This window comes from Micromonospora sp. NPDC005197, from assembly GCF_040608295.1.
Taxonomy (GTDB): domain Bacteria; phylum Actinomycetota; class Actinomycetes; order Mycobacteriales; family Micromonosporaceae; genus Micromonospora.
Genome location: NZ_JBEXHY010000008.1, coordinates 51833 through 65871 on the forward strand (window position 1 = coordinate 51833; position 14039 = coordinate 65871).

Here is a 14039-nt window from a genome sequence, read left to right on the forward strand (position 1 = left end):
GCAATCTAGTTCGACGCCGAACCTTTCGGCAATGAATATTTCGCTGGTGAGCTAAGCTGGCGATCGTGACCGACACTCCGGACGCCGTCGACCGGCACGTCGAGCGGTGGCTGCCCGTGGTGCCCGACCTCGACGCGGACGTCGAGGGCACGGTCGTCCGGATGATCCGCCTGACCCGGCACCTGCGGGCGGTCAAGGAGCGGGCCCTCGCCGACTTCGACCTGCCCGCGCACGAGTACGACACCCTGCACGCCCTGGCCGGCCGGCGCGGCCGGGCGGCTCCCTCGGACCTCGCCGCGGACCTGTCCGTGGCACCCGCCTCGATCACCGCGCGCGTCGACACCCTGCTGCGACGAGGCTTCGTGCGCCGGATTCCGTCCACCGTGGACCGCCGTCGGGTGGACGTGGAGCTCACCGACGCGGGCGAGGCCGCCTGGCGCGCGGCGATGGAGGTCCAGGGCGCCGAGGAGCACCGGCTGCTCGGCGCGCTGACCCCGGCCGAACGGCGACTGCTCTCCGACCTGCTGCGCCGGGTGCTGCGCGTCGCCGAGCAACCGTAGCCGCGTCCTACTCCTCTGGCTCCCAGGCGATCAGCTGGTCGAAGACGCGCCGGTCGCCCTCGACCTGCAGCGAGTCCATCTGAATGCGGCCGTAGCAGAACATGACCAGCTCACTGGCCGTACCCCGGGCCGAGACATAGGCCGTCCCCGGGCCCGCGTCGGCGACCGGCGCGACGAGCCGGGCGGTCCGTGCCCCGTCGGCGGAGAACCAGATCCGCCAGGAACGGCCCTCGGTGGCGTGATAGTCGACGATTGCGGGCTCGTGCGGCCACGTGGCCGTCGTCGCGACGCAGGTGGTCAGGAACTCGTCGACACCGTCGAGGGCCACCTCGTCCGCTAGCGGCTGCGAGGCGCCCACGGCGACCTGGGCGTCATAGGTGTGCACGGCGACCTGCTGAAGCTGGTGCCGGGCAACGGCACCGGCGGTCTGCGGCGCCTGCGATGAACCCCACCACGTCCAGCAACCACGATCCGGGCCGGCTTCCCGCAACGCGGCCAGCAGCTCTGCCGTCGACGCGGCGAACCAGGCCAGCAGGGCCTCGCGCTCGCGGGGCGGCGCCGGGGTGGAGATGGCCGGCGGGGCGTCGGCGGGCCCCGCGGCCACGATCGCCGCCCACCTGAAGCGTCCCTCTCCCAGGTGCTGCACCAGGTCGAACAGCGTCCACTCGGGACAGGTCGGCACCCGTACGTCGAGGCTGGGCGCCGCGGCGACCGCCGCCCGGAAGGCGGTGGACCGCTCGTCCATCAGCCGCAACAGGTCGGCGAACTCCAGGGTCTCTTTCACCGCGGCTTTGTACCACCGCCCCTCGACAACCGACAGCGGTTTTCCGCGCCCCCGACGGCGAGGCCACCCGGAAATCCGTTGCCCGGCAGCCCCGGGTTGACCATGCTGACGGGCATGGATCAGTGACCAGTGGCGCACGTGCGCGATGAGGACGGGTTCGAGTCACCTCCCCGTCTGCCCCTCCGCGCCGAGACGCCGGCTACCCGCCACTGGATCCGGGAGGCCCCCAGTGCCTCCTGCCGAGAGCTTGGAATCGCCGAAACCATGAATGGTTCCCGCCATATCCGTGTGCCAGCCTTCGCCCGCACGGATACTCCTGCCGTCGAATTCGACGCTTCAGTCGTCTTCTCGCCCCCACCGCTGCCACGCACCCCGCGCGGCGCCTGCGGGGTTCACTTCGCCGCGGTGAACCCGTCGCCAGGATCAATCCCACAGCTGACCGCTGAACCGATCTTCCTCAACCTCGAGGTGCGGACCAGCAGGCCGGCGACAGCTGGCGTGGGCGCGTACTCGGAAAATCGCCTGGCGGCGCTCGTACGCCGATGGGAGGGTGACCGGCATGACTGCGCACGCTCTGGCCGGGGCCCTGGCCGACGACGGACGGCGACGGGTCTTCGCGGCGGTCGCGTTGGGATCGACAAGCGTGGCCGAGGTCGTGCAGCGCTCCGGCTTGGCGGCGCGGGTCGTGCTCACCGGGCTCAGGCGGCTCGCCGACGCGGGTCTGGTCACCGGCGCTGACGGCGCGCTCGCGGTCGACGAGGCGTCGCTGCGGGCGGCCGCGCGCGACAGCCGCCCGGCCGACGACGCCGCGCCGGCCGACGATCCGGTGCTGCGCACGTTCCTGCGCGGCGGCGTCCTGACGGGCATGCCGGCGCAGCTCGGGCGGCGACGGGTGCTGCTGGCACACGTCGCCCGGCAGTCGTTCGAGCCGGGCACGCGCTATCCGGAGCGGGCCGTCGACGACGCGCTCAAACCGTGGTGCGCCGCCGGCGCGTCGGACCACGCCACCCTGCGCCGCTACCTGGTGGACGAGCGGTTGCTCACCCGTGAGCAGGGCGTCTACCAGCTGACGGAGGCCGAAAATCCGTTGACCGGGCAGTGACGATCGACGGGTGACCGCGACCGTTCGACCCTCCTGGGTGACCTCCACCGTCCGTCCCGACCATCCGGACGCAACAGTCCTGCTGCGCGAGTACATGACCGAGATGGTGGTGCGCTACCACCGCCGCCCGGCCCGACCCGGCGAGGTCGACGCGGCGCTGGCCGAGATGCCCAGCGACGACCTGGCGTACCCCGGTGGTCTGCTCCTGCTCGCCCACCGCGGCACGGACCTGGCCGGTTGCGCCGGGCTGCGGTGGCGCCCGGACTGTGCCGAGCTGACCCGCGTGTACGTCCGGCCCGCGCACCGGGGCGCCGGCGGGGGCGCGGCGCTGCTGGCCGCCGTCGAGCAGCGGGCGCGGGCGGTCGGGGCGGACCGGATCCGGCTCGACACCCGATCCGACCTGGTCGAGGCCCGCGCCCTGTACGCCCGGCACGGCTACGCCGAGATCCCCGCGTACTCGCACGGCCCGTACGCCGAGCACTGGTTCGAGAAGCAGTTGACGTCCGTCGCGGAAGGCGCTAAATAAGAAGAGGAAGTTGAGTCACCACGGCTCAACTCATCACCTTCGGCCAGGAGAACCGAGGAGGCACAGCGATGTTGATGCGTACCGACCCGTTCCGCGAGATCGACCGGCTCGCCGAGCAGTTCTTCGGTACGGCAGCCCGTCCCGCGATGATGCACCTGGACGCCTACCGCGACGGGGACCACTTCTACGCGGCGTTCGACCTGCCGGGCGTCGACCCGGACACCATCGACTGCACCGTCGAGCGCAACGTGCTCACCGTCCGCGCCGAGCGCCGCCGGCCCACCGGCGACGGTGTCGAGCTGGTCGCCGCCGAACGCCCGATGGGCACCTTCACCCGGCGGCTGTTCCTGGGTGACACCCTGGACACCGACCGGCTGGAGGCCGGTTACGAGAACGGGGTGCTGACGCTGCGCATCCCCGTCGCCGAGCGGGCCAAGCCCCGCCGGGTGACCATCAGCGCCAACGGCGACGCACGTCGACAGATCAACGCCTGACCGCGACGACGCCCTCGACGGCCGGCACCCGCCCCGAGGTGCCGGCCGTCGGCGCGTCGCCGGACTCCCGCTCCCCGGCGGGCGCGTCGCCGCGCTTCGGCTCTGCGGCGGGCGCGTCGCGCTCCTCGGCGGGTCCGTCGCCGGGCGGTGGGTAGAGGGCGGCGAGCGCGTGGGCGGTGCTGGCGAGTAGCTCCCGCAGCTCGGGCGGGGCGAGCACCTCCACCTGCGCGCCGAGCTTGAGCATTTCGACGCAGCCGTGTCGGACCGACTCGATCGGCACGGTCGTGGTGACCCAGCCGTCGGCGTCCGGCGCACCGGCGTGCTCCTGCGCCGCGCGGCTCATCGCCGGTGGGAGCAGGTGCGTCGTGCGCGCCAGCGCCGCCACGGTCATCCGCACCCGGGCCTCGGCGCGATAGACGCCCCGCTCGTAGCGCTCGGCGTGCTCCTGCCAGCAGCCCGCCAGGTCGAACCCGTCCGGCCGCTCGGCCGGTTCGTCCAGCACGGTCAACTCCAGGATCGCGCCCACCCGGTAGGTGCGCACCTGCCCGGACGCGGCGGCGACCAGGTACCAGCGGCCCGCCTTGAGCACCACGCCGAGCGGGTCGAGGGTCCGGGTCACCTCCCGGGGCGCCTGCCACCGCCGGTAGCGCACCCGGACCCGACGGTCCTCCCACACCGCTGTGGCCAGCGCGGCCAGGTGGGGTGTGGGCTCGGGTTCGCGAAACCAGCTCGGCGCGTCCAGGTGAAACCGCTGCCGGATCCGGCCGCCGGGGTCGGCGAGGTCCGCCGGCAGCGCGGCGCGCAGCTTCAGCTCCGCCGTGGCCAGCACCGAGCCCAGGCCCAGCTCGGCGGCCGGGCCGGGCACACCGGCCAGGAACAACGCCTCGGCCTCACCGGCGGTCAGCCCGGTGAGCCGGGTGCGGTAGCCGTCGAGCAGGCGGTAACCACCGGCCGGGCCACGCTCGGCGTACACCGGCACACCGGCGGCCCCCAGCGACTCCACGTCGCGATACACCGTGCGAACCGACACCTCCAGGGCGTCGGCCAGCTCGGCGGCGGTCATCCGCCCCCGGGCCTGCAGGAGCAGCAGCAGGGAGACCAGCCGGCTGGCACGCACCGTGCGACCGTAGCCGACACCGTCCGCGCCGCCGCGCGGGCCGGCGTCGGCGCGCCTGCGTGGCAATCCCATCCGCTGCTGAGAACCTTTTTCACATGGTGTCCTCCGACGCTCCCGTGCTCGCCCGCCCGACCGCCCGACCGGCCCTGCCGAGCGGGCCGGTCGACGTCACCGAGGCGTGGCTGCGCAACCGCCGGCTGTCCGAGCACACCCGCGACGCCTACCGGCGCGACGTCACCGCGTGGCTCAGCTGGTGCGCCGGGCACGACCTGGATCCGCTGCGGGCCAGCTTCCTGCACGTCAACGAGTACGCCCGCGCGCTGGAGTCCACTCTCGTCGTCCGCAGCGGCCGACCGTTGACCCCGGCGACCGTGGCGCGGCGGCTGTCGGCGCTGTCCAGCTGGTACGACTTCCTCGTCAAGCTCGGGGGCGTGCCGGCCAACCCGGTCTCCGGCGCGGACCGGCCCCGCGTCGACCGGGACCACTCCGCCACCGTCGGGCTCACCCCGGAGGAGGTGGACGCGCTGCTCACCGCCGCCGACGCGGAGACCGGCCCGACGGCGGCCCGCAACCGGGCGACGATCGCGCTCCTGGCCGATCTGGGCCTGCGGGTCGGGGAGCTGGTCTCGCTGGACCTGACCGATCTCGGCACCGAACGCGGGCACCGCAGCGTGCGCTTCGTCGGCAAGGGCGGCAAGCAGCGCCGCCGCGCCCTCACCCCGGGCACCGCGTACGCGGTGGACGCGTACCTGGCGCAGCGGGCCGCCACCACCGGCGTGCCGGTGACCCACCTGACCGGGCCCCTGCTGGTCACCGCCAGCGGCGCCCGGCTCGACCGGCACTCGGTGTTCCGGATGGTCCGCCGACTCGCCCGCGCCGCCGGCATCCCGGCCTGGGCGCGGCTGTCCCCGCACTCGCTGCGACACGCGTTCGCCACCACCGCCCGCTCCGAGGGTGTTCCCCTCGAAGACGTGCAGGACGCCATGGGCCACGCCGACCCGCGGACCACCCGCCGCTACGACCGGGACCGGCACAACCTCGACCGCGACCCGGCGTACGCGGTGTGGGCCGCCCGGTCCCGTCGCCGCGGCTGACTGTCCCACCCCCGGCCTACGGTCGGCGGATGAGACACGGTCTGGAGATCCCCTGCGGTGGCGGCGCCGTCGCGGTGTCCACCCTGGTCGAGCTGGGTGAGCTGGCCGAGAACGCCGGATGGGACGGGGTGTTCCTGGAGGATTACCTGATCCACCACTGCGGCGACGACCCGTTCACCTACGACCCGTGGTTGGTGCTCACCGCGATCGCCGGGCGCACCGACCGGGTGCGGCTGGGCACCACGGTCACAGCGCTGCCCCGCCGCCGTCCGGCGAAGCTGGCCCGCGAGGTGCTGACCCTCGACCACCTGAGCGCGGGCCGGGCCACCGTGGCGGTCGGTGTCGGCGACCCCGGCGACCGTGGCCTGGCCGCGTTCGGCGAGCCGACCGAGGTGGCCGTGCGCGCCGCGATGCTCGACGAGGGTCTCGACCTGCTGACCGGCCTGCTCAGTGGTGAGCGGGTCGACCACCGGGGCGCCCACTACCGCGCCAACCGGGTGGCGCTGCGGCCACCGCCCGTGCAGTCGCCCCGGGTGCCGGTCTGGGTCGGCGGCAGCACCCAGGCCGGGGCGGTGCGACGCCGCGCGGCCCGCGCCGACGGCATCGTGCCGTACAAGCTCACCGACACCGACGGCTGGGCCGACTTCACCCCCGACGAGGTCCGCGACCTGGTAGCGGCCATGCCACCGACCAGGGCCGACGGCCAGCCGTTCGACGTGGCGATCGGCGGGCGACGCCGCCGCCCGGACGAGCGCGCCGAACGGGCCTACCTCCGCGAGCTGGCCGCCGCCGGGGCCACCTGGTGGCTGGAGTACGTCCCGGTCGGCGACCCGGCGGCGATGCGCGCCGCGGTGGCCCGAGGTCCGCTGCGCTGAGCGTCCCTCCCGCGCCCGCAGGTCAGCCCTGCGGGCGGGGGCAGATGCAGAACGGCTGCCCGATGGGGTCGAGGAGCACCACCCACCGGTCGCCGCCGGGTTGGAACTCCGGCTTCGAGGCGCCGGCGGCGACGAACTCCTTCTCGGCCACGGCCAGGTCGTCGACGTAGAGGTCCAGGTGGTAGCGCTTCTGCCCGGCCGGGTCCGGCCAGGACGGCGGCTGGTAGCCCTCGACCAGGCCGAAGCCGATGGACGCGCCACCGCCGCTGATCATCGCGTACTCGGCTTGGCTGTGGGTGATCTCCCAGCCCAACGCCCGGTGGTAGAAGGCGGCGTGCGCGGCCGGGTCGGAGCTGTCCAGGTTGACCATCGCGAGGTCGGCGGTTGTCGTCATGCGGGCAGTCTGCACCGGTGTACCTGCCAACCGATGTCAGGTACGTCGGGCGTTTCTCGACGCCGACGACGCCCGGGTTCAGGGCGCGCCGAGTGGCCACACCGTCACCCGCGAGGCGCTCTCGCGGCAGGCCAGGCCACTGCCGGCCCGCCGGCAGTCGGTCACCCCCGCCGGGAGCGGGCCGCGCACCCGGGGGCCGTCCCGACCTGCCGTGGCGACCAGGGTGCGCCGGCCGTCCGCTGCCGTCCGCAGCAGCACCAGCGCGTCGGTAGCCGTCCGGGTACCCGCCACGGTGTGCCAGCGCGCCCCGGCCGGCCACGTCCAGCGGACGACGCCGGAGGCCGGATCGAGGGCCCGGCGGCCGTGCTCGTCCTGCGCGCAGACCAGGCCCTGACAGGCCCGCAGGGTCAGCTCGCCCCGCTGCACCGCACCTCCCAGCGCGGCGCCAGCTCGGGCAGGTCGTACCCCGTCAGCGCCGCACCGGTGGCGGTCGGGTGACGCAGCACGAGGTACGCGCCGACGGCCTGCGGGTTGTCCGGGCCGTAGTCGGCCGGCGGCAGCCGCCCCTGCCCGTGCACGGTGCCGTCCCGCGCGGCGAGCAGCCGGGTCAGCCCGTCGTCCTGCACGAGCAGCACCCGCGCGGGTCTGCCGGGCAGCACCTCCAGCACGGCCGTGGACGGCAGCCGTACCGTCCAGCGGGTGCCGCCGGTGGCCGGGTCGACGCCACGTACCAGCCCCTCGACCCGGCGCCCCGGTTCGGCGGCGCTGCGGACCTCGCTGACCGCCACCGCCGCCTCGCCGACCGCGTACACCCGCTCGGGTCGCCGCCACAGCGCCGCGCCGGTGCGCATCGACCGGGCGGTCGTCGCCACGGCCTGACGCACCTGATCGCGCTCGGTGAGCAGCAGCACGTCACCGGCAGCCTCGGCGGACCACCCGGCGGCGGGCGACACGGCGACCCGCCAGCGCGGGGCGCGGTACGGCGCCGCCACGTCGTACGCGCTCAGCGTCGGCGGGTCCACGACCAGCAGCAGCGGGCCCGCGCCCAGCAGTGTCGCGTCGCCGGACACCGGCGGCCCCACCCGCGCCGACAGGCGTACGGGAGCGGCGGCGCCGCCGAGCAGCGCGCACGCCGCCAGCAGCAGCGCCACCCGCCACCGCCGCGACGGCGCGCCCGACGCCCGACGGTGGGCCGGGGGAGCGCCCCGGTCAGGACGTCCACCGGCCGTCACCCCCGCTCGTGTCGACCGGTCAGCAGAGCAGCTCCAGGTGATGGTGGGCGTCCTCGGCGATGTCCTCCTGCCGCAGCCACCGCCGCGCCCACAGCCGGGCGGCCAGCTCCGCCTGCTCGTCACCCCACGCGGCGTGCTCCACGAGCAGGGCGGCGGTCAACGCGTACGCCAGGCGCAGCGCCAGGCCACGGGCGCCCGCGAGCACCGCCGCCGCGCCCGGCTCGGCCGTCACCGCCGCGATGGTGTCGCGCAGCTGCCCGGCGGCCGCGGCGAGGGTGTCGGCCAGCGCGGGCGACAGTGGCCGGGCCAGGTCGACGGCGGCGGTCAGCCGGCTCAGCAGCGGCGTCCCGGCGTCCTCCCGGGTCAGCGCGCGCAGCACGTCCAGGGCCAGCACGTTGGTGGTGCCCTCCCAAATCGGCAGCACCTGCGCATCGCGCAGCAGCCGGGGAACACCGGTGTCCTCCACGTAGCCGGCGCCGCCGAAGCTCTCCACGTACTCGCTGGCGGAGCTGACGGCGAGCCGACCGGTGGCGAGCTTCGCCAGCGGTGCCACGATGCGCAGCTCGGCGGCGGCCTCCGGGTCGGCGCCGACCTCGACCCGCCCGAGCAGCGCGAACGCGTGCCCCGCGAGGGCGAACGCGCCCGCCGCGTCGACCGCGAGGGTGCCCAGCGTCGCGCGGTGCAGCGGCGAGGACGCCAACGCGCCGCCCGCGACGTGCCGCGCGTCGGCGAACGCGCGGGCGTACGCGAGCCCGCGTCGCATCCCGCCGGCCGCGGCGGCGGCGTTGTGCACCCGGGTCACCACGACCAGGGTCATCGCCCGGACCAGGCCGGGCACCGCCGGGTCGCCCAACGGCAGGGCGTACGCGTCGCGCAGGCCGATCTCGGCGGTCGGCAGCGCCCGGGTGCCGAGCTTGTCCTTGAGCCGGTGCACGGTGACCCCGGGGGCGGGCGCGTCCGGCGCCGCGCCGGTGGCCAGCGGCGAGTCGACCGCGTAGCGGGGTACGAGGAACGGGGCGAGCACCCGGCTGCCCCGCCCGGCGCCCTCGGGGCGGGCCAGCGCCACCGCCATCGCCGCGTCGGCTGCGGAGCAGAACCACTTCTCCCCGGTCAGCCGCCACGAACCGTCGGCGGCGGGACGGCCGACGGTGCCGGAGCGGCCCAGGTCGGAGCCGCCCTGCGACTCGGTCATCCACTGGCCGCTGGTGATCGCCGTGGCCGGGTCGGTGGAGATCAGCCGGGGCAGCCACGCGTCACGGACACCCGCGTCGACGTCGGGGAGGCTGAGCAGCGCCGCCGCCCCGTCGGCCATCGCCACCGGGCAGGAGAACGTCGCCGACTCCGGCCCGTACAGGTGCAGCAGCGCGTGTTGCACGACCCGTGCGGCGGCGCCCCAGGTGCCGCGCGCGTCGGGCAGGTAGGGCAGCGCCACCACGGCGTGCCGGGCGGCGGCGGCCCGCTGCGCCTGCCAGCCGGCGGACGTGTCGATCCGGTCGATCCGCGCGCCCCACGGGTCGTAGCGGACCAGCGTCGGCGGGTGCGCCTCGGCGTCGGCGTGCGCCGCGCGCAGCGGCCCGGTGACGTCGGCGGCCAGCTCGGCGAGGCGACCCTTGGCGGCCGCGTGTCCGGCCGGGCCGAGGTGACGCTCCAGCCAGGACCGCAGCAGGGCGTCACCGGCGTACGGGTCGGCGGGGGGTGGTACCGGCTGCACGAAGCGGCTCATCGATCGACTCCTGGCGCTGCTGGGGGTGTGCGCCGACGGTAGACGATGCGTCGCCGCCGCGAACAGGGCCTCGGGCACACCCGATTTCCCGCTTGTCCTGCCTCACCGCGATGGCGTTCTCTACGGTCGGTAGTCGTGGGTGCCGGCCAGTCGTGGAGCCGACCGGCCCGGCGGCACCGCCCGATGCGCACCGGGCTGGCCTTCGCCGGGTTCGGCATGGCGCTGTGCTGCGTCGGGGTGGCCGGGCTGGGGGCGTGGAACCTGCAGACGGTGCGGCAGGCATCCGGCCCGATCCGGGAGACCGCCGACGGTTTCCTCAGCGAGGTGGCCCTCGGCGACAGCGACCAGGCGTACGAGCGGCTCTGCGCGGACGCGCGTACCCGGTGGAGCGCGATCGGGTTCACCAGCTGGGTGCGGACGCCACCGATGGTGACCGACTACGAGATCACCGACGTGTCGGTGGCCACCAAGGGCGGTCGTCCCCGTGGCACGGTGACGGTGCGGTTGACCCGCGACGGCGGCATCAGTGAGGAACGCCGCCTGCCGGTGGTCCGTGAGAACGGCGACTGGCGGGTGTGCGGTGACCCGTTCTGAGCCGCCGGCCGTCGACCTGGTGACCAACTGGCTGCAACCGGATCAGGGCCCGGTGCGGGCGATGCTGATCGGGGTGACGCTGGGCAGCCTGCTGTTGTCGGCGGCGATCCCGCAGGCGTTCGCCGGGACCGGCCTGCTCTTCGCGGTGGTCTACGCGGGCGTGCAGGTGGGCCGGACCATGTTCGCGTTGTGGGCGACGCAGGGCAGTCCGTGGCTGGTCGACGGGTTTCAGAAGTCGCTGCCGTGGATCGGCGCCACGTCGGTGCTCGTGGTGGTCGGCGGCCTGGTGGACATGCCGGCCCGGGAGGTGGTGTGGGCAGCGGTGATCGTGCTGGAGGTGGTTGGCCGGTCGATCGGCTACCCGCTGCCGGGTCGGGAGCGCAGCCGCCCCGAGCGGTGGATGGTGGAGGGTGGGCACCTGGCCGAACGCAGCGCGGCGTTCGTCCTGATCGCGCTCGGCGAGTCGATCCTGGTCACCGGCAGCACCCTCACGTCGCACGTGGACCTGGTGACGTCGGGGGCGTTCCTGAGGGCCTCAGTCGCGGGGGCCGAGGTCGCCGCTGCGGTAGTGCCGGCGGCAGAGCACCTGGTAGCGCACGTCGGCGGTGTCGACGGTGTCGCCGATGACGACCTGCGCGCCCTCGCGCACGACCCGGCCGTCGACGACGCGGGCGTTGAGCAGCCCCTCCCGGCCGCACCAGCAGAGCACCTCGACCTGGATGCGGGCCACCTCGTCGGCCAGCTCGAACAGGCGCTGCGCGGCGGGGAACAGGCAGGACCGGAAGTCGGTGGCGAGGCCGAACGCGAACACGTCCACGTCGTAGCTGTCGACCAGCTCGGCCATCTGCTCGACGTGTTCGACTGTGTAGAAGCAGGCCTCGTCGCAGATCAGGTAGTCGACGCGGACCCCGTCGGCCCAGCGGCCGCGCACCAGCGCCCGCAGGTCCAGGTCGTCGGTGACCTCGATGGCCTCGTGGGCCAGGCCGATGCGGGTGGTGACCTGCGGGCCCAACGACCGGTCGATGCGGGTGGTGACCAGCCCACGACGACCCTGTCGGGCGTGGTTGTAGTTCATCTGCAACGCCATGGTGGACTTGCCGCAGTCCATCGGCCCCCAGAAGAACTTCAACGCCGCGGCGTGCACCGGACGCCCGTCGAGCCCGCGCGCGGCCGCGCAGCCCGCCGGAGCGTGCGGCTGGCCGGGGAACGGGTGGGCCAGGCAGGTCGGGGCGGCAGCGGCGTCGTCGGTCACGGTCGGGCAGCCTAGCTGATCGACCGCCCCTGATCCGTCGGGTGCGGGATGCGTGCTCAGAGCACCCGGGGTGGCGTGTTGCCGGCGGCGACGATGGCCCGACGGATCGGCACGGCGGCCAGGAGCAGGAACCCGACCACGAAGAAGATCAGCAGTGAGACCAGGCCCACGCGGTAGGAGGCGGTGAGTTGGAACACGAGGCCGAACGCGAGCGGGCCGAGCCAGCTGGTGCCCTTGTCGCTGATCTCGTAGAAGCCGTAGTACTCGCCCTCCTTGCCGGCGGGGATGAGCTGGCTGAACAGCGACCGGCTCAGCGCCTGGCTGCCGCCGAGGACCAGGCCGATGGCCGCGCCGAGGATCATGAACGGCACCGGCGCCTCGGCGGGCAGCCGGAACGCGCCGAGGATTACACCGGTCCACAGCACCAGGCTGAGCAGCACGGTCTTCCACGCGCCGATGCGCCGGGCCAGCGCGCCGAGGCTCAACGCGCCGCCGAAGGCGAGGAACTGCACCAGCAGGATGGTGATGATCAGGGTGCTCTGCTCCAGGCGCAGCTCCTCGGTGCCGTACTGGCTGGCCAGGGTGATGACGGTCTGGATGCCGTCGTTGTAGACCAGGAACGCGAGCAGGAAGAACAACGTCAGCGGGTACGCCTTGACCTCGCGCAGGGTGCGGCCGAGCTGCCGGAACCCGTCGGTGAGCACGTTGCCGCGCGCCGCGAGGGCCGCCGCGCTGGGGCGTTCGCGCAGCCAGCGCAGCGGCACCAGCGTGAACGCCGCCCACCACACCCCGGCCGACACGATCGACCAGCGGGCCAGGTCCAGGGTGCGCTGCGGGTTGTCGTCCTCGCTGAGCAGGGTGACCGCGACCAGGTTGAGCGCCAGCAGCAGGCCACCGCCGAGGTAGCCCAGCGCCCAGCCGCGGCTGGAGATGCCGTCGCGTTCGTCGGGGCCGCCGAGCTGCGGCAGGAACGAGTTGTAGACCACGATGGCCGCGCCGAAGGAGATGTTGGCGATCAGGAACAGCGCCCCGCCGAGCAGGTAGCGGTCGCCGGTGACGAAGGCCATCGCGATGGTCGCGCCGGCGCCGGTGAACGCGGCCCCGCCGAGCAGCCGCTTCTTGTGCGCCGACCGGTCGGCGATCGCCCCGATGACGGGCAGCACGAACACGGTGAGGAACACCGACAGCGAGATCAGGTACGGGTAGTAGGACCCGGCCGCCACCCGGATGCCCAGCGGGTGCACGTACCCGTCGCAGGTGTCGGCGCCCAGCTCGCAGCCGGCGGCCAGCTCGGCGACGGTGGTGATGAACGGTCCCAGGAACACGGTGATCACCGTGGTCTGGAACGCCGAGTTGGCCCAGTCGTAGATGTACCAGCCGCGCCGCTCCCGGCGAGTGCTCGCCGGAGGCGGGGTGTCGTCCACCGTGGGGGTCACGGTCTCGGCCATCGGGGGTCCTTCGACGCTCAGGCGGCCCAGTGGCCGCGGCTGCGGTAGACGTCGCGCAGCACGCCGACGTGATCGGTCATGATGCCATCCACGCCACGATCCAGTAACTCGTGCATCTGGGCGGGTTCGTCGATCGTCCAGACGTGCACCTGCAGGCCGAGTCGGTGGCAGTAGTCGAGGAACCGGCGGTCCACCACCGGCATCCGCCCGTAGCGCGGCGGCACCTGCGCGGCGACCACCGACTGCGGCAGCCGCAGTGGCCGCCCGTGCAGCGAGGCGAGCCGCAGCCGGGCGACGCCGCGCATGCCGAGGCTGGTGGCGACGCGTCCCTCGGTGAGCGCCCGCAGCCGGGTCAGTCGGGCGTCGCTGAACGAGGCGAGCAGCACCCGGCCGGCGGCGCCGACCCGGGTCACGGTCGCGACCGTCGGCGCGACGCCGCCGTCGGCCTTCACGTCGATGTTGAATCGGACCTGCGGCCAGGCGCTGAGCACCTCGTCGAGCCGGGGTACGACGGCGGCGCCGCCGACGCGTACCGAGGCGAGGTCGGCCCAGCTCATCTCGGCGATGCGTCCCGCCTCGCCGGTGAGCCGCGCGAGCGTCGGGTCGTGGAAGATCACCGCGACGCCGTCGGCGGTGGCGTGCACGTCGGTCTCCACGTACCGGTAGCCGAGCCCGATGGCCCGGGCGAACGCCTCGGTGGTGTTCTCGTCGCCGTCGGCCGCGCCGCCACGGTGGGCGAACGCCAGCGGCGCGGGCGCGTCCAGGTAGCCGAATCGGTTCAGCACGGGACGCAGTATGCCTGCCGCTGGTGGACCCCCGGTGGCCTGCCGGCAACATTCGTCGC

The 14039-nt window shown here is 74.3% G+C and carries 16 protein-coding genes and 1 pseudogene; 8 read left to right on the forward strand and 9 right to left on the reverse strand.

What is annotated here, in order from left to right:
• The first annotated feature begins 65 nt into the window (after positions 1 to 65).
• Positions 66 to 560, forward strand: a complete 495-nt coding sequence (locus ABZU46_RS05575; protein ID WP_354855268.1) for a MarR family transcriptional regulator — start codon at positions 66 to 68, stop codon at positions 558 to 560.
• A 7-nt stretch (positions 561 to 567) separates the two neighbouring features.
• Here ABZU46_RS05575 and ABZU46_RS05580 read toward each other — a convergent pair whose 3' ends face one another.
• Positions 568 to 1344, reverse strand: a complete 777-nt coding sequence (locus ABZU46_RS05580; RefSeq protein ID WP_354855269.1) for a maleylpyruvate isomerase family mycothiol-dependent enzyme — start codon at positions 1342 to 1344, stop codon at positions 568 to 570.
• Positions 1345 to 1903: 559 nt separating this feature from the next.
• On the opposite strand from ABZU46_RS05580, the gene ABZU46_RS05585 reads away from it, so the two are divergent.
• The 3 genes from ABZU46_RS05585 (at position 1904) to ABZU46_RS05595 (ending at position 3466) form a co-directional block, all read left to right on the forward strand.
• Positions 1904 to 2446 (forward strand): DUF2087 domain-containing protein, encoded by a 543-nt coding sequence (locus tag ABZU46_RS05585; protein WP_354855270.1) that lies wholly within the window; start codon positions 1904 to 1906, stop codon positions 2444 to 2446.
• Positions 2447 to 2456: 10 nt separating this feature from the next.
• On the forward strand, positions 2457 to 2972 hold the full coding sequence (locus ABZU46_RS05590) for a GNAT family N-acetyltransferase (RefSeq protein WP_354855271.1): 516 nt from the start codon (positions 2457 to 2459) through the stop codon (positions 2970 to 2972).
• Positions 2973 to 3040: 68 nt separating this feature from the next.
• The gene (locus ABZU46_RS05595) at positions 3041 to 3466 is read left to right on the forward strand and encodes an Hsp20/alpha crystallin family protein (protein ID WP_354855272.1); all 426 of its coding nucleotides are present in this window, start codon (positions 3041 to 3043) and stop codon (positions 3464 to 3466) included.
• Here the strand turns inward: ABZU46_RS05595 and ABZU46_RS05600 are convergent.
• A complete protein-coding gene (locus ABZU46_RS05600) occupies positions 3456 to 4583 on the reverse strand; it encodes a WYL domain-containing protein (RefSeq protein WP_354855273.1) in 1128 nt (375 codons plus the stop codon). The genes ABZU46_RS05595 and ABZU46_RS05600 overlap by 11 nt on opposite strands.
• Positions 4584 to 4678: 95 nt before the next feature.
• Here ABZU46_RS05600 and ABZU46_RS05605 point away from each other — a divergent pair, with 95 nt between their 5' ends.
• Both ABZU46_RS05605 and ABZU46_RS05610 read left to right on the forward strand, forming a co-directional pair.
• Positions 4679 to 5677, forward strand: a complete 999-nt coding sequence (locus ABZU46_RS05605; protein ID WP_354855274.1) for a tyrosine-type recombinase/integrase — start codon at positions 4679 to 4681, stop codon at positions 5675 to 5677.
• 29 nt (positions 5678 to 5706) lie between these two features.
• Entirely contained in the window at positions 5707 to 6552 is an 846-nt protein-coding gene (locus tag ABZU46_RS05610) for an LLM class flavin-dependent oxidoreductase (protein ID WP_354855275.1), read from the forward strand.
• Between the two features lie 22 nt (positions 6553 to 6574).
• Here the strand turns inward: ABZU46_RS05610 and ABZU46_RS05615 are convergent, their stop codons facing one another.
• The 4 genes from ABZU46_RS05615 to ABZU46_RS05630 form a co-directional block, all read right to left on the reverse strand.
• Entirely contained in the window at positions 6575 to 6946 is a 372-nt protein-coding gene (locus ABZU46_RS05615; RefSeq protein WP_354855276.1) for a VOC family protein, read from the reverse strand.
• Positions 6947 to 7024: 78 nt separating this feature from the next.
• On the reverse strand, positions 7025 to 7372 hold the full coding sequence (locus ABZU46_RS05620) for a hypothetical protein (protein WP_354855277.1): 348 nt from the start codon (positions 7370 to 7372) through the stop codon (positions 7025 to 7027).
• Positions 7354 to 8097, reverse strand: coding sequence for a hypothetical protein (locus ABZU46_RS05625; protein ID WP_354855278.1), 744 nt, complete (start codon positions 8095 to 8097; stop codon positions 7354 to 7356). Before ABZU46_RS05625 ends, ABZU46_RS05620 begins: the two co-directional genes overlap by 19 nt.
• A gap of 100 nt (positions 8098 to 8197) precedes the next feature.
• Positions 8198 to 9901, reverse strand: a complete 1704-nt coding sequence (locus tag ABZU46_RS05630) for an acyl-CoA dehydrogenase family protein (RefSeq protein WP_354855279.1) — start codon at positions 9899 to 9901, stop codon at positions 8198 to 8200.
• Positions 9902 to 10084: 183 nt separating this feature from the next.
• On the opposite strand from ABZU46_RS05630, the gene ABZU46_RS05635 reads away from it, so the two are divergent.
• Positions 10085 to 10495 carry a hypothetical protein gene (locus tag ABZU46_RS05635; RefSeq protein ID WP_354855320.1) on the forward strand — a complete coding sequence of 137 codons (411 nt, stop codon included), beginning with the start codon at positions 10085 to 10087 and terminating at the stop codon, positions 10493 to 10495.
• 61 nt (positions 10496 to 10556) lie between these two features.
• Positions 10557 to 10982 (forward strand): annotated as a pseudogene (locus ABZU46_RS05640) (low temperature requirement protein A); the annotation flags it as partial.
• A 48-nt stretch (positions 10983 to 11030) separates the two neighbouring features.
• On the opposite strand, the gene ABZU46_RS05645 reads toward ABZU46_RS05640, so the two are convergent.
• The 3 genes from ABZU46_RS05645 to ABZU46_RS05655 form a co-directional block, all read right to left on the reverse strand.
• On the reverse strand, positions 11031 to 11639 hold the full coding sequence (locus ABZU46_RS05645; RefSeq protein ID WP_244295995.1) for a thymidine kinase: 609 nt from the start codon (positions 11637 to 11639) through the stop codon (positions 11031 to 11033).
• Between the two features lie 164 nt (positions 11640 to 11803).
• Complete coding sequence (locus ABZU46_RS05650; protein ID WP_354855280.1) at positions 11804 to 13195, reverse strand: MFS transporter; 1392 nt, start codon at positions 13193 to 13195, stop codon at positions 11804 to 11806.
• A 17-nt stretch (positions 13196 to 13212) separates the two neighbouring features.
• On the reverse strand, positions 13213 to 13980 hold the full coding sequence (locus tag ABZU46_RS05655; protein ID WP_354855281.1) for a glycerophosphodiester phosphodiesterase: 768 nt from the start codon (positions 13978 to 13980) through the stop codon (positions 13213 to 13215).
• Between the last annotated feature and the right edge of the window lie 59 nt (positions 13981 to 14039).